Below are 19,497 nucleotides of genomic sequence, written 5' to 3' on the forward strand. Positions count from 1 at the left end.
AAAAAACAAAGTCATGAAAAATACAAAAAGAACACTTTATGCAGCAGTAGTAACTGGTTTATTAGCATTTACGGGAGTACAAGCACAAGAAAAAACAGCTGCTTTTGGATTTAAAGGAGGTTTAAACTTTTCTAATTTGTATACTGATACAGTAGATGATAATAATATTTTGACGGGATTCAATGCTGGTTTGTATGCTAAATTACCAATTACAAATAGTATTGCAATTCAACCTGAGATCAACTACACGACTAAAGGTGCTGAGTTAGTAACTAACAATAGTACATCTAAATTCAATGTAAATTATATTGAAGTTCCTGTATTGTTAGTAGCTAATTTAACAGAAAATTTTAACGTTCACGTTGGTCCTTATGCTGCATACATGGTAAGCGGTAAAAGAACATTTGAATCTGGTGTAATTTCTGGAGAACAAGCTTTAGATACAAATGATTTTAACAAATTTGACGCAGGTGTTGCTGCAGGTATTGGTATCGATTTAGATGCTGTAAATTTTGGAGTACGTTACAACTACGGTTTAACAAAAATTGGAAAAGAGGGCGATTTTCTTTCCTCAGATGCAAAAAACAGTGTTCTTAGTGCCTACATCGGTTTAAGACTTAACTAATAATTAATAAATAGGCCGTTGGGTGTATGAAAAGGTAAATTGTTTTTGTTTTTGAATATTCTTTACAAAAAAGACTATTAGATTACTACCAAATACATCCAACGGTTAATTAAAACTAATCTTTTAAAAACCAAAATCATGAACAATCTTCTTTACACCATCGCAGTTATCTTAGTTATTTTATGGGCTATCGGCTTTTTCGCTTACAGTCTAGGGTCAATCATTCACCTTCTTTTAGTTATTGCTGTCATTGCAGTACTATTCAGACTTATTTCAGGAAAAAGCGTCTAAGATTTTAGCAATTTTATATCCTCAAAACTTAGTTCTTAATTAGAGATTTAGGTTTTGTTGTTAGTTCAAGTAAAAATAGTGTCCTGCATTTGCAAAGGCATATTCAAAAGATCAACATTAAAACAAATTATTATGAAAGCAGATAAAGTAGTATTAGGAATTTTAGGCGGAGTTGCCGTTGGAGCATTATTAGGAGTATTATTTGCACCTGAAAAAGGTAGCAAAACCAGAAAAAAAATAGCGGATAAAGGCGCTGGTTATGCCGAAGATTTAAAAAGTCAAATTGATGCTTTGATAGGAACTATTCAAAAAAAATACGATTCGGCTACCGAGGAAGGTAAAGATGCAATAATTGAAGGTACAGAAGCTTTAACCCAAGCGGCCAAAAAACTTTAAATAGCACAACAAACGATTTCAGTTTGTTTGAACTTTTAATGCAATACAACTATCATGGAAAAAAAAACACCTTCAATAGAGGATCTCTTTGAAAAAGCAGAAACCTATACCAAAACTTCAATTGAATTAGCCAAGTTACAAGCTATCGATAAAGCAGCTGATTTATCCTCATCGTTATTATCACGCATGATGATTGCTGTTGTAATTGGAATGTTTGCATTGCTATTAAACATTGGGCTTTCTTTTTATGTAGGTGATCTTGTTGGCAAAATACATCATGGTTTTTTCATTGTAGCAGTATTTTATTTGCTTATTGCTGTTTTACTGTTTGTATTCAAAGATAAATGGATCAAAACACCAATCAGCAACTTGATTATTGTAAAAATGCTTAAAAACAAAACGCTATGAAACCTATCAATCCCTCAGACACCTTACAAGAAGCTATTGATCTATTGAAGCGCAAGCAAGAGTTGGAATTGTTAGATCTAAAAAATCAATATCACGAAACCTACAGCCACTACAAACCTATCAATATTTTAAAAAGAACATTTGGCGAAGTCCGTCAATCATCTGATCTAAAAAATGATTTAATAAGTAATGGTTTAGGCTTGCTTACCGGTTATGTAACACGTAAAGCCATTGTTGGTAGCACACATAATCCTATAAAAAAAGTATTTGGTACTTTGTTGCAATTTGCAGTAGGCGCTTTGGTTCAAAAGAAAACAGCAGCCTACAATGAGCAAAGCACAACGGTCGAATAATTAGAATTGAATAAAATTCTAGATTATTATTTGCCAAATAAATAGAGATATCTAAAAAAAGTTATCTTTAAATATTATACTACTTTTTGAGGTCAATAGCAAATAAATTTATTTGTAGCCCAAAAAGCTTTACAATGTGCTTATGGTTTCATCTCAACTTTCATATAAAGCAATTTGATTTGCAAAATGAAAAAGAGTAAAACCAACCAAATGCATTGTTCTTATAACCGAGTTTAAAAAATGACGACCAACGAGCAACTATTAAATACATTTTACACTGCTTTCGCAAAAGGTGATTTTGTGGCAATGTCGCGCTGTTATGCGCCAAACGTGCAATTCAGAGATCCAGTTTTTGGAGTGTTGCACGGTGAAGAAGTTGCCGCCATGTGGCAAATGTTACTTGAAAAAAGCAAAGGAAGTTTAAGTATTCAATTTGCAGATGTTTCTGCAAACGAATTTGTAGGCAAGACAAAATGGATTGCCACTTATCCGTTTAGTGCAACAAATAAGGTAGTTGTTAACAAAATACAAGCACAATTTCAGTTTGAAAATGGGCTTATTAGTAAACATACCGATGATTTTGACTTATATAAATGGTCAAAACAAGCTTTTGGTTTCAAAGGTACTTTACTAGGTTGGACCGGATTTTTTCAGAAAAAATTACAGCAAAGGGCCTCGGCCTCATTGCGCCACTATATGCAAAAACGGAGCTCCTAAAGCTCCGTTTTTTTATTCTCAAAAGTTTTTGTTGTTATCTTTTTTCGAAGAAAGCAAAATCAAAAGACCATCCCACCTCCTTTTTGTACCACAGTTGTCCAGCTTTTACTTGTAGCGGACTATCAAAATTATTGGTGTACAAAGTACCGGTTCCCAATCCTTGCGGAAGCGGACTGTTTTGCAAATACGTCCATTGAGCAATTGCGTTTAATCCAATATTACTTTCTAATGCTGAGGTAATCCACCAACCTATTTGATATTTTTCGGCTAGAGCAATCCACTCGTGAGTACCTCGAAAACCACCCACAAAACTAGGTTTCAAAATGATGTATTGCGGCTTAATTTTTTGCAACAATTCTTCTTTATCCGTTGTAGAATAAACACCAATTAATTCTTCGTCTAATGCTATAGGGAAAGGAGTGTTTTTACACAACTCTGCCATACTGTCAGCTTGATTTTTAGCAATAGGTTGCTCAACACTATGTAATTCAAATTCAGATAATTGAATTAACTTATCTAAAGCATCATTTTTATCAAAAGCACCGTTAGCATCAACTCTAAGTTCTACTTGATTAGCACTAAAATGAGTACGAATATAACGCAATAAAGATAACTCTTTTTGAAATTCGATAGCTCCAATTTTAAGTTTCACACATCTAAAACCATCTGCTAATTTCTCTTCAATTTGCTCTTTCATGTAGGCCTCTTCGCCCATCCAAATCAAACCATTAATATCCATGGCTTGTGCTCCATTTGAAAAATCAGATGGAAACAACTCGAACGGATTGGCACTTGCTAAAGATTGAAAAGCCATTTCAACGCCAAATTGTATTGACGGAAACTCGATCAAAGCATCCCAAAGTGAAGTCACTCCCAAATTAATATTCTCGCAAGTCCATTGCAAACGCTGCTCGTAATCCGGACGATCATCAGCGCTTAGGCCACGTAAAATACCACACTCTCCTATTCCTTTTTTTCCGTTGTGCTCAATAGTAATAAACCAAGTTTCTTTCTCTGTTAAAACACCACGAGAGGTACCTGACGGGCGCTTGAACTCAAGCATGTATTTATGATAAGTTGCTTTCACGATATTGTTTTTTAGAACTTGTTTTGTTAACGAAGTAATTTCAAAATACGATCAAAATCTGCAGATTGAATACCCGCTTTTGCAAAAGCAGTAAAATCAAGCTCCGTTTGTTTTACCCAACTAGCCTGTGCCGTTACATTTTGATTTTGATAGGTTTTGTGAATTTTTTTTGCTGCCGAAAAATTATCATTTAGCAAATAGGCATGCGCCAAATTGAGTTGAATTAGCAATTCAGATGGATCTTTTTGAGCTCCTTCTTCTAAATACTTAATTGCTTTGCCGTACTGTTTGGTCATGAGGTAATTGCGACCTAATGCGTTATAATCTAAAGCTGTTGCTTGACCATCATTCACGACAATTAACAATTGCGTAATCGCTTCGGCTGGTTTGCCTTGCTTGGCTAAGGTTGTGGCTTGCGTGCGTAAATCATCATAAATAGATTGAGACAAACTCGTTTCGCCGTAACAATTATTACCGAAATCTTTAAAAGCTTTGGACTGTTCTGCAGGCAGTAATTTTGTAAATTCCTTAGCTTTGTATTTGTTTTGAATCTTATCTAAAATGCAAACACAAAAATCATCTGAATTAGACATTTTTTTCGCCAAATTAGAGGTCTTGCATTGCTCAATTATTGCTTTTCGGCTGTCGACCGTCCAACCACGACTTAATTTTGTGTCAACCCACGGCACCACTTCTAAAATGATTTTCTGACTCATTATCCAATTTTTGCTTTCAAAAGCAAACCATAAGTTTCCCGAATTTAGCTGCAAGCAAAGACTTTTATCAGCAGAAAGTAATTGCGCATCTTTACTAACGGCTTTGCTTTGCTCGAAGCAAGCAGCATTAACAGTACCGTCTTTTACGTATTGTTGTGCAGCACTAGCTGAAGTAAAAACGGCGTATTTGCAGGTATCGTCACCCGATATTTTAGATAACAAAAAAACCGCTCCGGCGGAACCTTGACTTATTCCGGTAGGATCAGGAATAGCCTTTAAAACAGATACCAAACTGCTCGCCATTTGCTGATTTTTATCTAGCAAGGTAATCCGAAACAAAATTTCAGTAGTACCTTCGGGTAAATCTTGAGTTTTGACTAGCATTCGATCACGTGCCGAAACTTGAATTTCTTGTGTGGTAGCACGCGCTTTATCCCAGTAGCCTTCTTTTTGAGCGAAAACACCTGAGGCTAGCAAGAGCGCGTAGTAAGTAAAAAAATATTTTTTTTGTAACATAATAAGATAGTTAACTCTGAAATCGATTGGTTTAGAAAGAAACGTTCATCTCGTTCTAGACGCTCGCCCTAGCCCTGATAGTAGTGGAAATCCTTTTATAAAATGGCCAGCCTGTTAAGGCCAGCCATTTTGTAAAAGATTGTAACGAATAGCAGGAAAAAGCTCCTAAACCATTTATAAATCGATAGACGCTCCTATTTCTAGCAGCATTAAATCTTTTCCTTTGTTGAAAAACTTACGGATTGCCTCTTCCTTATTGATTTCGATGTAACCGAATGTGTCAAAATGGTAGCCCAAAACCTTATCACATTCAACAAAATCTGACGCAAGGATAGCATCTTCAACATCCATAGTGAAATTATCCCCGATTGGAAGAATAGCTAAGTCTAATTTGGTGCGCATTGGAATGAGTTTCATATCCATTGTCAAAGCCGTATCACCTGCAATGTAGATGTTTTTGTGCTCGCTCTCAATTACAAAACCTCCTGGATTTCCGCCAGTAGCTCCGTCAGGAAAAGAACTTGAATGCACAGCATTAACGTATTTCACTTTACCGAAATCGAAATTCCAACTTCCGCCGTGATTCATCGGGTGAGCCTGAAAACCTTTGGCGCTGTAATAATCAGCAATTTCAGCATTGGATACAATTACGGCATTGGTTCTTTTGGCGATAGCCTCAACATCAGCAATGTGATCGCCGTGTGCGTGCGTAAGCAAAATATAATCAGCAGCCAGCTCGTTTACGTTGATATGCGCCGCTTTTGGATTTGGAGAAATAAAAGGATCTACTAAAATGTTTTTGCCACCTACCTCGATACCTAGTGAAGCGTGACCATAAAATGTAATTTTCATAAGAATTGAATTAAAGGTTTGTGTGTATTAACGAAAAAATATAGTCAAAAGTTGTAAACTAAAAGTTTTTTTGGGGTAAAATAAACTTAACGTCCGCCTAAAAACAAGTTCACAATAATATCCTGAATAAGCGATACCATGCACAACGCCAAAAGCAAAGACAGCGCGAAAGTACTTAATGCTAATTTTTTTAATTCAGGATCGAGTTCTTTTGGATTTTGATTGGTTTGCACGGTTTTTAAATGTTTGATTAACGGAATATAGGCCAAAACAAAAAGGTATTGATCTAGGCGATACTCGCTTAAAATAGCAAAAATTATAACCAAAACCATTGCCGTAATTACCAAGAAATAATGGTATTTTTTAGCTTTGGCACCGCCCATTTGTACTACCATGGTATTTTTATTTGATTTTCTGTCTGAAGCTTCATCGCGCATGTTGTTCAAATTAAGAACTCCAGTACTTAATAATCCGATAGCGGCAGCAGGAAGAAATAAATCGAAATCAAGTTGTTTGGCATATAAAAAATTAACTCCCAAAGTACTCACCAAACCAAAGAAAACAAAGACAAAAATATCCCCAAAACCACGGTAACCGTAAGCAGTTTTTCCTACCGTATAGCGAATGGCCGATACGATTGCTAGAATTCCCAAAACCAAATAGAATAGTGAAAACCAAAGATTAGTGTCTTTGAAAGAAACATAAATTAAGGCTACTGCTGAAAACAAGGTTAAAACAGATGTAATAATGATAGCCTGCTTCATGGCGGCGGCACTGATAGCACCACTCTGAATGGCTCGCATTGGACCTACCCGATCGGAATTATCAGTTCCTTTTACCCCATCGCCATAATCATTAGCAAAATTAGAGAGCACTTGCAAGCCCAAGGTTGTTAATAAAGCAAGGCCAAAAATAGACCAGCTAAAAACTTCTGTAGGTGTTTCAATTGTATTTGTTGGTCGCAACGCGTACATACTACCCACGATGATTCCGGATACAGATAAAGGTAGGGTTCGTAAACGTGCGGCTTCAATCCACTGCTTCATACTATTTTTATTTTTTTAGATTCTTTTTTCCTGACAATTGTATGTACAAATGTACGGCATAAAAGAACGATATGCACTGTTTTTTACATCCAATTGCTATTGGAAGTTTCTAATTCGTACAACCATCGATTGATGTGTTCCTTGAGTACGGTATAATTAGCCAATTGAAACGAAATATTCCCTCCTGCTGTATGCAAAATCACCGAACCGATATCTGCTTTTTTGTGCCAAAACAGCTGTGAAGTGGTAATGGCTTGAATTTTTTGAGGCAAAATAATTGCTTCGCTCACATCCCAAGCGCCCGACTTTTTAATTATGAATTCCGGATGAATGTACAAGCGATAATTTTTGAACTTAAAATACTGCAAAACAGTAATCAGGACTACATAAAACGGAACCCAACCTACATATTCCATTATCTCAGAGTAAAAAGTATTTGCCAACCCAAAAAACAAGGCCATAGGGATAGCTACGGTAATAAAAAGCGCAAAAACTAACTTTCGATAATTGGGAGTCAATTCGATTCCTTTTTCAGGTAGTTTAGAAAACAACAACTGTAAAATCGCGTCGCGCTCTATAGGATCACAACCCGGAATTTCAATTGCTGATTTGCGCTGTTCCTCGGCACCACCCGTTGCTTGTTTAATTCTAATGTCTAAAATACCCCACTTACGTTGAAAGTAATTTTGTGTAACGGTGGTGATTTGAACTTTCTCTGGTTTTACAATAGTGCTCTTGGAGTTTAAAAGGCCGTATGATAAAAGTAATGAACCTTTTTGTTTGGCAATATTAAAATTAAAAAACTGCATAAAAACCCGAATAATATTTAGTACCAAAACAGCAACAAGTACCATGAAAAACCCCATGATTATGGCCTTTAATCCTTGCGAAGAATCAAAATAAGACCCAAAATCCTGCTCATAGCCAGTTTCTTGATCGGATAATTTTGAAAGACTCTCGAAAACAGTACTGAAAAACAAAACCAACAAGGCAATAGTGCGCTGATAGTTCGATGTAATTCCGACTTTTAATAAGCTAAAGAAACTAATTTTAATAAAGGGTGCTATCGTCGTGTTGCTTTCAATATCTGCTGTTGTGCCAACTTCAGCTTGATCTACATTATGTTCTTTGCCTTCATTTTCAAGTAGACACGCTTTTAAATCCAAAGCTAATTGCTGCGAAATAGCCTTTATGTTTCCCTCTTTTTTGTTGCTCCCAGCGGTATCAACTTGCAATTCATAAACCCCAATTATCTTTTGAATAAACGACTGATTGATGTTTACTTGCTGAATTTTATTAAGTTGGATGGCAGTTTTGGTCTTGTTTAAAATCCCTTCGTTGATAATGAATTCTTGATTTTCTTCATCCAAGTAAAAAGTAAAGTTCCTGTATTTTAAGTACGAAATGAGAGCGATTAGCACTAAAAAAAGCCCAATCACTCCAAAAATGTACCCCAAATAAAAGTTTTTTAACCTAAAAAAGAAAACCAAAAAAATAGGCCAAAAGGCTCGTGCGTACTGCTGTAATGTATAAAAAAACAAAACCCAAATACCAACGGCTGACTGCCTTTGCGGCTGACTAAAATCAGTGCGCATTATAATTGTTTTTGAATTTTGCCCATCAATAATTGTTTGATATTTTCAGCTTGTTCTTTTTCGATACCCGGAATTTCAATGTCGCTTGCGCTACCGCCTGCGGTAAAAACTTGAACCTTTGCTAATCCTAAAAATCGTGAAATAAACCCTTCATGTAAAGCCACATGCTGCACTCTATTATAAGGAATTACGATAGTATTCGTAGCAATAATTCCTGAACGATAGACCACATCATGCTCACGAAAAGCAAAGCCTTTTTTCTTGAAACCAATGATTGCAAAACAAACAATTAATAACAATGACAAAGGCGTCAAAACACCAATAATGAACCAAATTCGGTTGCTAAAAACATCAGGTTCAAGTTCAGCAAGGACAAACAAACCGCCAATAAGTACACCGATAATCAGTGCCAGATTACACGCAATTACAATTCCGTATTTACTTTTCAAAGCCGTAAACGGAATAGACTCTAATTTGGGTAAATTTTGAGTGTCAATAATATCATTCGTAAATATTTCCATAAAGAGTACAATTGTTTAAGCACTTTAATCTAAGTACATAAAGTGCTTTGATTTTCGAGCAGCAAATTTCACTACTTCGCTACGGCAACCATTTTTTTTCAAAGTTTGGTTTTCTCTTTTCAAGAAACGCATTTCTACCTTCTTTCGCTTCTTCAGTCATATATGCTAAACGTGTTGCTTCACCAGCAAATACTTGTTGACCAACCATTCCATCATCAGTCAAGTTCATGGCAAATTTCAGCATTTTGATAGCCATAGGCGATTTTTGCAAAATTTCCTGAGCCCATTCGTAAGCAGTTGCTTCTAATTCATCGTGTGGCAGTACCGCATTCACCATACCCATATCCATTGCTTCTTGCGCTGAATAATTGCGACCCAAAAAGAAAATTTCTCTTGCTTTTTTCTGTCCCACCATTTTAGCCAAATATGCTGAGCCGTAACCACCATCAAAACTAGTTACATCAGCGTCCGTTTGTTTAAAAATGGCGTGTTCTTTACTGGCTAAAGTCATATCGCAAACCACGTGTAAACTGTGTCCACCACCTACTGCCCATCCTGGAACAACAGCAATAACAACTTTTGGCATAAAGCGAATTAATCTTTGTACCTCCAGAATATTTAAACGGTGTTGCCCGTCGTCGCCCACATACCCTTGATGCCCGCGTGCGTTTTGATCGCCACCGCTACAAAAAGAATAAACGCCATCTTTAGACGAAGGACCTTCAGCAGACAGCAATACCACACCAATTGAGGTATCCTCTTGCGCATCGTAAAAAGCATTGTATAATTCGGCAGTTGTTTTTGGTCGGAATGCGTTGCGCACATCCGGACGGTTAAAGGCAATTCGGGCTACCCCATTGCATTTTTTATAAGTGATATCTTCGTACTCTTTGGCAGTAATCCAATCCATTTTGAATGATTTAAAATTTTCAGTGTAAAAATAAATCATTTTTTACATTATCCCTATTCCATTTCAATAAGCTTGTGGTAATATTTATCTGATTTATAGAAAACAAATGTTAAAAAAAGTAAAATTTAAAACCAAAAAAGCAAATTATTATTTGAATTTAAATATCTTTAACATATGATAATCAACGGAATAACCATTTAAAATGAGTTTGTATTTTAATGTTAAACACAGTTTACTTTAGGTTATATTTCGATTCAAATAAATTGCAAGAATGAATTTAGTAGTGATTCGTGACTACAACAAGGTATAGAAAAGGTTGTATCGTTTGCTTCGTTTAAAAGTATAACAGAAATAGCAAAACTGTTGCTATAATAACGTAAACGCATTGATAAACAAATTGCAACCTGTATTTTTTAATGATACGCTTGCAGGTACAAGCTTAACATTAAAACGAGAAAGACTAATCATTATCGATTAGTCTTTCTTTTTTTTACTCTTTAATCAAGTAAATACCGTCTTCTTTAATTTCGATGCGTTGTTCTCGATACAAAGCGCCAATAGCCTTTTTAAAGGTCTTCTTGCTCATTTTTAGTACCGTTTTAATATCTTCTGGATGAGAATTATCGGTAAGTCGTAAGAAACCACGACTTGCTCTTAGCTCGTCTAAAATTTTCTCTGCATTTGGTTCAATACTTTGGTAACCCTGAATTTGAAGCGAAACATCTATCTTATTATCAGGTCTAATGGCTTTGATATATCCGCGCATGCGATCTCCTGTACGAATTGCATCATCGTACACTTCGTCTTTGTACATCAAACCCTTGTATTTTTCATTGATGATTACGTTAATCCCCAACTCCGTAATGTGCGATACGATTAAATCAACTTCTTCTCCTTTTTCGACCGTAAGGTTTTCATTTTTCAAGAACTGGTTTAGTTTACTTGATGCCACCAAACGATTGGTTTTTTGATCAAGATACAAGTACACCAAGTAGCGCTTGCCTTTTTCCATCGGGCGTGCTTGCTCTTTGAACGGAACCAAGATATCTTTCTCCATTCCCCAATCCATAAAAGCTCCCACTTGGTTGGTATAGTTTACCCTAAGCAAGGCAAATTCGTTCAGTAAAATATAAGGTTCAAGCGTAGTCGCCACAGGTCGTTGTTCGTGATCCAAATACACAAACACAATGAGCTCCTCACCTATTTCGAATACCTTTGGAACATATTTGTTTGGCAGTAACACATCGTGAATTCCTTCTGGATCCAGCTCCGGATTTCCCAAAAACAAACCCACTTGGGTATCACGTAATATAGTAAGCGTATTGTATTTTCCTATTTCAATCATTGTAGTTCAATTTCTAAAGCGCAAAGGTACGAAGTTTGAAAATAGGATATTCAGAAACGGTCCACAAAAAAATAAAGTCTAAAAATTTCTATTTTTTTTCTTTATTGGGAGCACACAACTGTCTTTCTGCTCGCGTACAGTCCCACTGTACGCAGTATCCACGCAAAAAAGCGTGGGATACTCGCTTCCATCGGGGCTAGATTTGTAATTTATGTTTTCAGGCGATGTTCTCATGAGTAACTGGCATAGGATTTATATGGCTGAGACCTAAAAGGTTTTAAAAACCTGTTAGGTATTACATTTTTTCCAAGAAATTAACCAAAAAAACCAAAATCAAATCAATTACTTACCGTCCAAATAATTTTATGTGTTCTACTTTAACAAACTAGTTTCGTTCGATTTTTTTACAAAAAGTATAGCATCAAAAGTTTCTGCTAATTTTTCGGTTTCAATCATTTTTGGAGAAAATGTAGATCCAATACCTCGACGAAAAGATTTCGATTTTACAAATTCACTCAAGGTTGGGGATAGAGTGCTTTTACAAAAATCTAATAAAAAAATATCGGAAGAAGCTTTGTAAAAAACTTGTGTACTTGACCCTTTTAAAGGTTGATCTACAGAATACTTTTTGACTAAATTATTTTCAACATCAAAAGCATTAAAATTTCCCGAGCCAAAGTCAAACCCTATACTATAATATTTTTCAGAATATTTATTTTTCAAATAATAACCTAAGGGGTTAAATAAAATATTTTTTTTACTAACATGTATATTATGCGCAGAAATAAAGACATTACCGATATTATTTTCTATCAACCAATTTATATTTTCAGACATTAGTTTATCCCTAAGCGTTTGTGTAAAATCTATCCTCATTAAAATATATTGCAAGACAGAATTGTTAAGTTGCCATAAAAAGGGATCTTTCAAACTTTTAAGTTCTAACTCTAGAGACTTTAAAATTTGATAGTGCTCTATAAAATCTTTTTCTCTAATTTTTTTCGAATTAACTACAGAGGTATAATTACTCAAAACGGTCAGAAACTTTTGATTTGCTAGAGAGTAATTATTTTGTAAATGATTTTGAAGTATTGTTGCAGAACTTTGACAATTCATGACATCGATTCCTATAAAACTTAATTTATTTTCCTCCGTTTTGGCAGTATTGTATGCTTTCATCCACTCAATAAGTGATAATAATTCATCTGTTTGCCATATCCAATATCCTATACCTCTTAGAGCATCTTTAGCATTACCTTTTCCCTCTTTGATATAAGAATTAATAGCTAAACAATCTCCAAAGTTTGCCTCGATCGCAAATATTTTCACGTTAAAATTAAAAACTAGATATCTAAAAAACTTCATTTTTAAATCTTGAAACTCTTTTGTGCCATGAGTAGCCTCTCCAAAACCAAAAATTTTTACATCTTGAAAAAGACTTTTCAGTTTTGCATTTTCCTTAAAATCATAGTCCGCATTTGAATTTTCGATATCAATTAAATTCGAATTAATAGAAGTAAGTACTTCCTTTTTCTCTGTTGAGAGAGCCTGAGGATAGATTGATAAACTAAAAGATAGTAAAATTAAAAATGTTGCAATTCTTGTCATCAATTTTCTAGAATTTCTTTTTAAAGAGTAAATATACTAAAAGAAAATCCATCAAAACTATGTTGTTAAACCAACTAGAAAACTCACACATTGATAACAACTAGAATAACTACATCGAAATTTAAACTCAATAAATTCAAATTCCGTTCCAAATACCGCCCAAAACTGTCCAACTTCAACTTCAAACAAATCCTAAAATTAAACACGCAAGCAGCATTCATTTTCTTTTTTCTTAACTTTGGGCAAACTAATAAAAACTACTTAATGAAATCTAAATCCATTATTACATTTTTACTGTTGGTTTGTTTCTCGTTTTCGAGCGTGGCACAATCAACCGTAGACGATCCTGAAATTAAAAAAATGCTATCCGAAGTGAAATCGGAAAACATGGAAGCTACCGTACGCAAACTCGTTTCGTTTGGTACACGTCATACTTTAAGCGATACCAAAAGTAATACACGTGGCATTGGTGCTGCACAACGCTGGGTAAAATCTGAATTTGATAAATATGCTTTAGCTTCAAGCGGCAGATTGACATCTGTAATTGACTATTTTACTGTAAAAGCCGATGGACGCCGCATTGCTACCGACAGCCAGTTGGGTAACGTAATGGCTACATTAAAAGGTACTGACCCTACTGATGACCGTGTGATGGTTATTAGCGGCCATTTAGACTCCAGAGCGTCTGACGTGATGGATGCTAAAAGTGATGCTCCCGGCGCCAATGATGATGCCTCAGGAGTTGCTGCTATGATGGAATTGGCGCGCATCATGAGCCAAAGAGAATTCCCTTTTACCTTGATTTTTGTTGCAGTTGTTGGCGAAGAACAAGGTTTGTATGGTGCCAAACATTTGGCTGATAAAGCCAAAAACGAAAAGTTGAATCTAATTGCCATGTTCAACAACGACATGATTGGTAACAGCCTTTCGAGCGGAACAATGTTGCGCGACAATACAAAGGTGCGCGTGTTCAGTGAGGCAATTCCGTTTTTAGAAACTGAGGCTGAAGCAAAAGTTAGAAAGTCTATCAACCGTGATAACGACAGCCCGTCAAGACAATTGGCACGTTACATCAAAACGATAACCAACCAATACGTAGACCAATTAGATATTTCTTTAGTATATCGCAATGATCGTTTCTTGCGCGGAGGAGATCACACTCCTTTTAGTCAAAATGGTTTTACAGCTGTTCGTTTTTGTGAAATGAACGAAAACTACGACCATCAACACCAAGACGTTCGTAAGGAAAACAACATTCAATACGGCGACTTAGTAGAGTTTATGGACTTTGAATATATGAAAAAAGTAACCTTATCTAACTTAGCTTCTTACAGCAACTTAGCTTGGTCACCAAAAGCTCCAACCAACGTTGGAATTGAAGTAAAAGATTTAACTAATTTCTCTACTTTGATATGGACTGCACCCGCAGGAAAACCAGTTTATGGCTATAATATTTTAGTTCGTGAAACATCCTCACAACAGTGGGAAAAAACAATTTTTGTAAAAGGTACTAAAGCTGAAATTCCGTATTCAAAAGACAATTTCTTCTTTGCTGTTCAAGCAGTAGATGAATTAGGTCACTCGAGTTTGCCAGTTTTCCCATTGCCAATTCGATAAATACAACTTATTATAACAAAAAAGCGTTCGATGATTCGAACGCTTTTTTTATGCAGTAAAACAAAGTTTATTAATTGTAAACGCTTTCTTTTTTGAAATGTACCGTTAACAGATAATAAATCACTGCTCTAAACTTATTTCTATTTGAACGTCCGTACTGCTCCATCACCGCATCAATAGCAGCATCAAGTTCTGGACCGTCAGTAAGACCTAATTTTTTTATCAAAAAGTTATTTTTTACAGTGTCTAATTCCGCTTGTTGACTTCCTGCAACCGTAGCAGCATCTGCATTATAAATTGATGGTCCACATCCAATAGTGACTTTGGTTAGCAAATCCATATTTGGTTCTACACCGCATTTTTCTTTTAAATCAGCAGCATACTTGGTAATTAATTCTTCTCTTGCACTCATAAATAATTGGTTTAATGATTGTTTATTAGTTTCGTAACACTACCAAATTTAAACATAAAATCTTCTGAACCAAGAAAACTGAGATTAAATTTAATTTAACTCTTTAAAAAAATTCAATAAAATCTGGTCGTTTATCAATGTAGGTGTGAAAACCTCAAGAATACAAGCCTGTTCGTTTTGAGCAAATAATTCGGTAAGGGCTGTTTGTAAACTTTCTTCGTTACTAGCAATTGTATATTTAAAACCATACATCTTTGCCAAATGCTCGGCTGTTAAGCAATGTGAAGTTTCAAAAAAAGTATTAAACACAGGAGTTTCAGCGTGACCTGGTAATATCCTGAAAATACCACCACCACCGTTATTAATCAAAATAATTTTAAAATTTTTGGGAATATAGTGGTTCCACAGTGCATTGGTATCGTATAAAAATCCGATGTCACCTGTGATAAACACGGTTTGTTTATTATTAGCAACAGCGGCGCCAATTGCGGTAGACGTACTGCCATCAATTCCACTCGTTCCGCGATTGCAATATACTTCGATGGTTGGATCAATTTCAATTAATTGGGCGTATCGAATGGCCGAACTGTTACTTATTTGCAATTGAGAGTGCTGCGGTAGTGCTGGAATTACTTTTTCAAATACTTTAAAATCTGAAAAAGGAATTTTCGACAAGTACAAATCGGCTTTTAGCTTTCTATGACTTTTAATCTGATCCCATTGCTGGAAGTAAGTGCTGCTTCCCTTTTGCGCAAGCGGAAATAATGCTTCAAAAAATGTATTGGGAGTTACTGTAAAATGTTTTGTCAACGCCCCAAAAGTATCATAAGCACGAAATGGATCGATATGCCAATGCTCTTTCGGTTTGTACTTTCGTAAAAAGGATTTGATGCGTTTTGAGACTACCATCCCACCAAAAGTAATCAAGATTTCAGGTCGAAGTTGTTCAAATTCAGTCTCCGTAAATGGCGTAATAATAGTATCAATATTGCTAATAAAGGTACTATGATGCAAATTAGAAGTTGTTTCTGTGAGTACAACAACCGATTCATCTTGAGCTAAAGCTTCAATTATAGTATCGTTAACCGCATTTGGTTCATTGACACCTACTAAAATCATTTTTTTTGATGCCTTGTTCCAACTTTCAGCAGCTTTTTGTACTTCATCAATTGCTAGAATTGAATTTTCAAATGCAACAGGAATAACGCTGACATTAACCGAAAGTTCAGTGACAGTTTCATACAAAGGTTCTTCGAAAGGTGCGTTGATATGAACAGGCCCTTTTTGAGTCAAAGCTGTATTTATGGCTTCATTAATTTTGATATCGTTTTCATTCGACACCTCTTCTTGTAAATTGGCATTGTACAAGGAGTGGTTAGCAAACACGTTTTCTTGCCTTATCGTTTGCCCGTCGCCAATATCAATTTTACTTTGCGGACGATCAGCAGAAATTACAATCAATGGAATTTGACTGTAAAATGCTTCCGCAAAAGCGGGATAATAATTAAGCAAAGCTGATCCAGAAGTACATACCAAAGCTACTGCCTGCTTAGTTTGCTGTGCAATTCCTAATCCAAAAAATGCTGCCGAACGCTCATCGGCAATACTGTAGCAGGTAAAAGCAGGATTACTCGCAAAACCTATGGTTAAAGGAGCATTACGTGAGCCGGGCGAAATTATTATGGTGGTAATTCCTTTGGCCAAACACAACTCAATTATGCTTTGCGCTAAAGGTATTTTGGGGTATATCATCGTGTCATTTTTCTGAGTTACAAAGTTACAAACTTGGCAGGCTTTTTCCTTTTCTTTTAGCGCTTTTTTGTTAATTTTGAACCAAATCAAATAGCCATGTCTGTAAGCATTCGTTCCTACCAACCCGAAGATACTCAAGCCATTCTCGATATTATCAATTACAATATTTTGCACTCTACAGCGCTGTACGATTACAACGTGAGAACTTTAGAGCAACAAAAAAATATCTTAGAAGACAAACTGGCTAAAAGTTTCCCTGTGATAGTAGCCACAATTGAAAATCAAGTAGTTGGTTTTGGAATGTATAGTGAATTTCGTTTCCGCGAAGCGTATAAATTTACAGTAGAGCACTCGGTATATGTAGATGAAAATTTTCATGGAAAAGGTATTGGTAAACTACTGTTGCAAGAGCTCATTTCGTTAGCAAAACAACAAAAACTACACACCATGATTGCCGTAATTGATGCCGAAAACGAGAGTAGCGTCACCTTTCACGAAAAATTTGGTTTTAAAACGGTGGGCATAATTAAAGAATCTGGTTTTAAATTTGATCGTTGGTTGCACTCGGTTTTTATGCAATTGATATTAGAGTAATCCAGCTATAATTAGGGTACTTGCGTTATAAAAGATACCTTTGTATTTTTTTAAAACAATATGAGCTTTACCCTTCTTTCATCACCTTTACAAGGATTTACCGATTTTCGTTTTCGCAATGCCCAAAATAAATTATTTGGTGGTATTGATACTTTTTATTCGCCCTACATCCGACTTAATGGTAAATTAGTAATCAAACCATCTTATCAGCGCGATTTACAATTGGACAATAATTTAGATTTGGAGGTTATTCCGCAAGTAATTACCAACGATGCCGAAGAATTTTTGTTTGTTGCCAAATATGTTTTAGAATTAGGCTATAAAGAACTCAATTGGAATTTAGGTTGCCCCTATCCGATGGTCACAAAATCAGGAATGGGTTCCGGTTTGATAAGCAATACCGAAAAAATCAATCATATATTGGAACGTGCCCACAACGAAACAGATATTCTAGTATCAATGAAAATGCGCTTGGGTTATGAGTCTCCGCAAGAAATTTTAGATGTGCTTCCCATTCTTGACAAATATCCCTTAAAAAATATAGCCATCCACGCGCGATTAGGAAAACAATTATATAAAGGCGGTGTAGATCTTGATGGTTTTCAAAAATGTATTGATCAAGCCAAACATACTTTGTATTATAACGGAGATATTACTTCGGTCGAAGGTTTTAGAGAAATGCAAGAGCGTTTTCCAACCATATCACATTGGATGATTGGCCGCGGTTTGATTGCCGATCCATTTTTACCAACGATGATAAAAAATGACACTACCGAATATCCATCTAATAAAATGGAATTATTTAGCGCTTTTCATGATACATTGTACGCTATTTATAGTGAGTCATTATCGGGAAGTACGCATATCTTACTGAAAATGTATCATTTGTGGGAGTATTTTAGTACTACTTTTTCAAACCCGCACAAAGTTTTAAAAAAGATCAAAAAAGCGCAAAGTATTCGAAACTACGAAGCAGCAGTGGCGGAAATTTTTAAGAACGAAAAAATCTAAAGGAAAAAATAAACCATTAAGAATTTAAGAAAAATTAAGTATTGATAATTCATTTAACTTAATGTCATGACTGTTGAAAGTTTAGAAAATATTTGACACGTACTTAAACCACAAAAAAAAGAGATTTCCATTTGACTGAAAATCTCATTTAAAATATTTTACTTTCTAAAATGAGCTAACTGCTTATGCTTTAATCCAATTCATTACTTCTGGATCAGTAACCAAAACTCTTGGAGAAACAACTTTTTCAAGTTCTCCGTTTTCATTGATTAGGTATTTTTGAAAATTCCACTCTACAGTTGAATCTTGTAAACCATTTTTAGATTTTTGAGTTAAAAATTGATAAATAGCAGCCATATCATCACCTTTTACAGAAACTTTATCCATCATAGGAAAAGTAACACCGTAATTCATTTGGCAAAATGTTGCAATTTCCTCGTTTGTTCCTGGCTCCTGCGATGCAAAATTATTTGCCGGAAAACCAACAATTACCAACCCTTTATCTTTGTATTCTTTGTAAACTGCTTCTAAATCTTTGTATTGAGGTGTCAATCCGCACTTAGATGCTGTATTTACAATGATTACTTTTTTTCCTTTTAGCGTACTAAAATCAAATGTTTTACCTGATAAATCTTCTACTTTAAACTGATAAATGTTTTCTTTAGCTGTAACTGCTGTACTCATAATTTTATCTGATTTTTTAGGTTGTGCTTGGTTTTGACAACTGAACAATACTAGAGCAAAAGTTGCTATATAAACTAAATTTTTCATAATTATAATTTTTGTTAAAAGTAATTCTTTTTTTGTTTTAATAAATTATTTTTTTGTTAAACAGTGGTTAAATAAAAAAAGGAAGCCCGACCCTATGAACTGTCAGGCTTCCAAACAAATAAACAACAAAAACTTCTCGTGGTATTTAGAACGCGTAGGTAATTTTCCCTTTCAAAAAGAAAGGCGTTCCTGGAGTAAAATGTATTTCCTCAACACTTTCTGGCTCGTTTTGAAGCCTCGATTCTGTTGCAAATTGTATTTTTTCATAATGATAGATTAGTTGTTATATTAAATCCTTTTCATTTCGTCTTCTTAAATTTAAAATAGTCTAATCTTGAAATTTTTAGATACAAT

The 19,497-nt window shown here is 35.2% G+C and carries 21 protein-coding genes; 9 read left to right on the forward strand and 12 right to left on the reverse strand.

Features of this window, described 5'->3' with window-relative positions; genetic code table 11:
- Nucleotides 1-13 precede the first annotated feature (13 nt).
- The 6 genes from L1S34_RS08525 (at nt 14) to L1S34_RS08550 (ending at nt 2,790) form a co-directional block, all read left to right on the forward strand.
- On the forward strand, nt 14-625 hold the full coding sequence (locus tag L1S34_RS08525; protein WP_166134241.1) for a porin family protein: 612 nt from the start codon (nt 14-16) through the stop codon (nt 623-625).
- 138 nt (nt 626-763) lie between these two features.
- Complete coding sequence (locus L1S34_RS08530; protein WP_166134239.1) at nt 764-916, forward strand: lmo0937 family membrane protein; 153 nt, start codon at nt 764-766, stop codon at nt 914-916.
- Nucleotides 917-1,048: 132 nt separating this feature from the next.
- Complete coding sequence (locus tag L1S34_RS08535; RefSeq protein WP_166134237.1) at nt 1,049-1,312, forward strand: YtxH domain-containing protein; 264 nt, start codon at nt 1,049-1,051, stop codon at nt 1,310-1,312.
- 54 nt (nt 1,313-1,366) lie between these two features.
- Nucleotides 1,367-1,720 carry a phage holin family protein gene (locus L1S34_RS08540; protein WP_166134236.1) on the forward strand — a complete coding sequence of 118 codons (354 nt, stop codon included), beginning with the start codon at nt 1,367-1,369 and terminating at the stop codon, nt 1,718-1,720.
- A complete protein-coding gene (locus tag L1S34_RS08545) occupies nt 1,717-2,073 on the forward strand; it encodes a hypothetical protein (RefSeq protein WP_166134234.1) in 357 nt (118 codons plus the stop codon). The genes L1S34_RS08540 and L1S34_RS08545 overlap by 4 nt, the downstream gene beginning before the upstream one ends.
- Nucleotides 2,074-2,313: 240 nt before the next feature.
- The gene (locus L1S34_RS08550) at nt 2,314-2,790 is read left to right on the forward strand and encodes a nuclear transport factor 2 family protein (RefSeq protein WP_236363658.1); all 477 of its coding nucleotides are present in this window, start codon (nt 2,314-2,316) and stop codon (nt 2,788-2,790) included.
- A gap of 34 nt (nt 2,791-2,824) precedes the next feature.
- On the opposite strand, the gene L1S34_RS08555 is transcribed toward L1S34_RS08550, so the two are convergent.
- From L1S34_RS08555 to L1S34_RS08595, 9 genes are all read right to left on the reverse strand, one after another.
- Nucleotides 2,825-3,877 (reverse strand): o-succinylbenzoate synthase, encoded by a 1,053-nt coding sequence (locus tag L1S34_RS08555; RefSeq protein WP_236363659.1) that lies wholly within the window; start codon nt 3,875-3,877, stop codon nt 2,825-2,827.
- 26 nt (nt 3,878-3,903) lie between these two features.
- Complete coding sequence (locus tag L1S34_RS08560; protein WP_236363660.1) at nt 3,904-5,109, reverse strand: tetratricopeptide repeat protein; 1,206 nt, start codon at nt 5,107-5,109, stop codon at nt 3,904-3,906.
- Between the two features lie 174 nt (nt 5,110-5,283).
- Complete coding sequence (locus L1S34_RS08565; RefSeq protein WP_166134226.1) at nt 5,284-5,961, reverse strand: metal-dependent hydrolase; 678 nt, start codon at nt 5,959-5,961, stop codon at nt 5,284-5,286.
- An 86-nt stretch (nt 5,962-6,047) separates the two neighbouring features.
- Nucleotides 6,048-7,007 carry a 1,4-dihydroxy-2-naphthoate octaprenyltransferase gene (menA, locus tag L1S34_RS08570; RefSeq protein ID WP_236363661.1) on the reverse strand — a complete coding sequence of 320 codons (960 nt, stop codon included), beginning with the start codon at nt 7,005-7,007 and terminating at the stop codon, nt 6,048-6,050.
- Between the two features lie 83 nt (nt 7,008-7,090).
- Complete coding sequence (locus tag L1S34_RS08575) at nt 7,091-8,464, reverse strand: PH domain-containing protein (protein WP_236363662.1); 1,374 nt, start codon at nt 8,462-8,464, stop codon at nt 7,091-7,093.
- Between the two features lie 137 nt (nt 8,465-8,601).
- Nucleotides 8,602-9,123: a PH domain-containing protein gene (locus tag L1S34_RS08580; protein WP_236363663.1), complete on the reverse strand. Its 522-nt coding sequence runs from the start codon at nt 9,121-9,123 to the stop codon at nt 8,602-8,604.
- Between the two features lie 79 nt (nt 9,124-9,202).
- Nucleotides 9,203-10,072: a 1,4-dihydroxy-2-naphthoyl-CoA synthase gene (locus L1S34_RS08585; RefSeq protein ID WP_255710752.1), complete on the reverse strand. Its 870-nt coding sequence runs from the start codon at nt 10,070-10,072 to the stop codon at nt 9,203-9,205.
- 451 nt (nt 10,073-10,523) lie between these two features.
- On the reverse strand, nt 10,524-11,378 hold the full coding sequence (locus L1S34_RS08590; RefSeq protein WP_236363665.1) for a CvfB family protein: 855 nt from the start codon (nt 11,376-11,378) through the stop codon (nt 10,524-10,526).
- Nucleotides 11,379-11,750: 372 nt separating this feature from the next.
- Nucleotides 11,751-12,986 (reverse strand): erythromycin esterase family protein, encoded by a 1,236-nt coding sequence (locus tag L1S34_RS08595; RefSeq protein ID WP_236363666.1) that lies wholly within the window; start codon nt 12,984-12,986, stop codon nt 11,751-11,753.
- Nucleotides 12,987-13,250: 264 nt separating this feature from the next.
- On the opposite strand from L1S34_RS08595, the gene L1S34_RS08600 reads away from it, so the two are divergent.
- Nucleotides 13,251-14,603 carry a M28 family metallopeptidase gene (locus tag L1S34_RS08600; protein ID WP_236363667.1) on the forward strand — a complete coding sequence of 451 codons (1,353 nt, stop codon included), beginning with the start codon at nt 13,251-13,253 and terminating at the stop codon, nt 14,601-14,603.
- A 70-nt stretch (nt 14,604-14,673) separates the two neighbouring features.
- Here the strand turns inward: L1S34_RS08600 and L1S34_RS08605 are convergent, their stop codons facing one another.
- Nucleotides 14,674-15,015, reverse strand: coding sequence for a DUF2853 family protein (locus L1S34_RS08605; protein ID WP_210789378.1), 342 nt, complete (start codon nt 15,013-15,015; stop codon nt 14,674-14,676).
- Nucleotides 15,016-15,105: 90 nt separating this feature from the next.
- The gene (menD, locus tag L1S34_RS08610; protein WP_236363668.1) at nt 15,106-16,767 is read right to left on the reverse strand and encodes a 2-succinyl-5-enolpyruvyl-6-hydroxy-3-cyclohexene-1-carboxylic-acid synthase; all 1,662 of its coding nucleotides are present in this window, start codon (nt 16,765-16,767) and stop codon (nt 15,106-15,108) included.
- 96 nt (nt 16,768-16,863) lie between these two features.
- On the opposite strand from menD, the gene L1S34_RS08615 reads away from it, so the two are divergent.
- Nucleotides 16,864-17,361 carry a GNAT family N-acetyltransferase gene (locus L1S34_RS08615; RefSeq protein WP_236363669.1) on the forward strand — a complete coding sequence of 166 codons (498 nt, stop codon included), beginning with the start codon at nt 16,864-16,866 and terminating at the stop codon, nt 17,359-17,361.
- Nucleotides 17,362-17,421: 60 nt separating this feature from the next.
- On the forward strand, nt 17,422-18,372 hold the full coding sequence (locus tag L1S34_RS08620) for a tRNA dihydrouridine synthase (protein WP_236363670.1): 951 nt from the start codon (nt 17,422-17,424) through the stop codon (nt 18,370-18,372).
- Between the two features lie 183 nt (nt 18,373-18,555).
- On the opposite strand, the gene L1S34_RS08625 is transcribed toward L1S34_RS08620, so the two are convergent.
- The gene (locus L1S34_RS08625) at nt 18,556-19,143 is read right to left on the reverse strand and encodes a glutathione peroxidase (protein ID WP_236363671.1); all 588 of its coding nucleotides are present in this window, start codon (nt 19,141-19,143) and stop codon (nt 18,556-18,558) included.
- Between the last annotated feature and the right edge of the window lie 354 nt (nt 19,144-19,497).

It is taken from the genome of Flavobacterium sp. K77 (assembly GCF_021608205.1).
Taxonomy (GTDB): Bacteria; Bacteroidota; Bacteroidia; order Flavobacteriales; family Flavobacteriaceae; genus Flavobacterium; species Flavobacterium turcicum.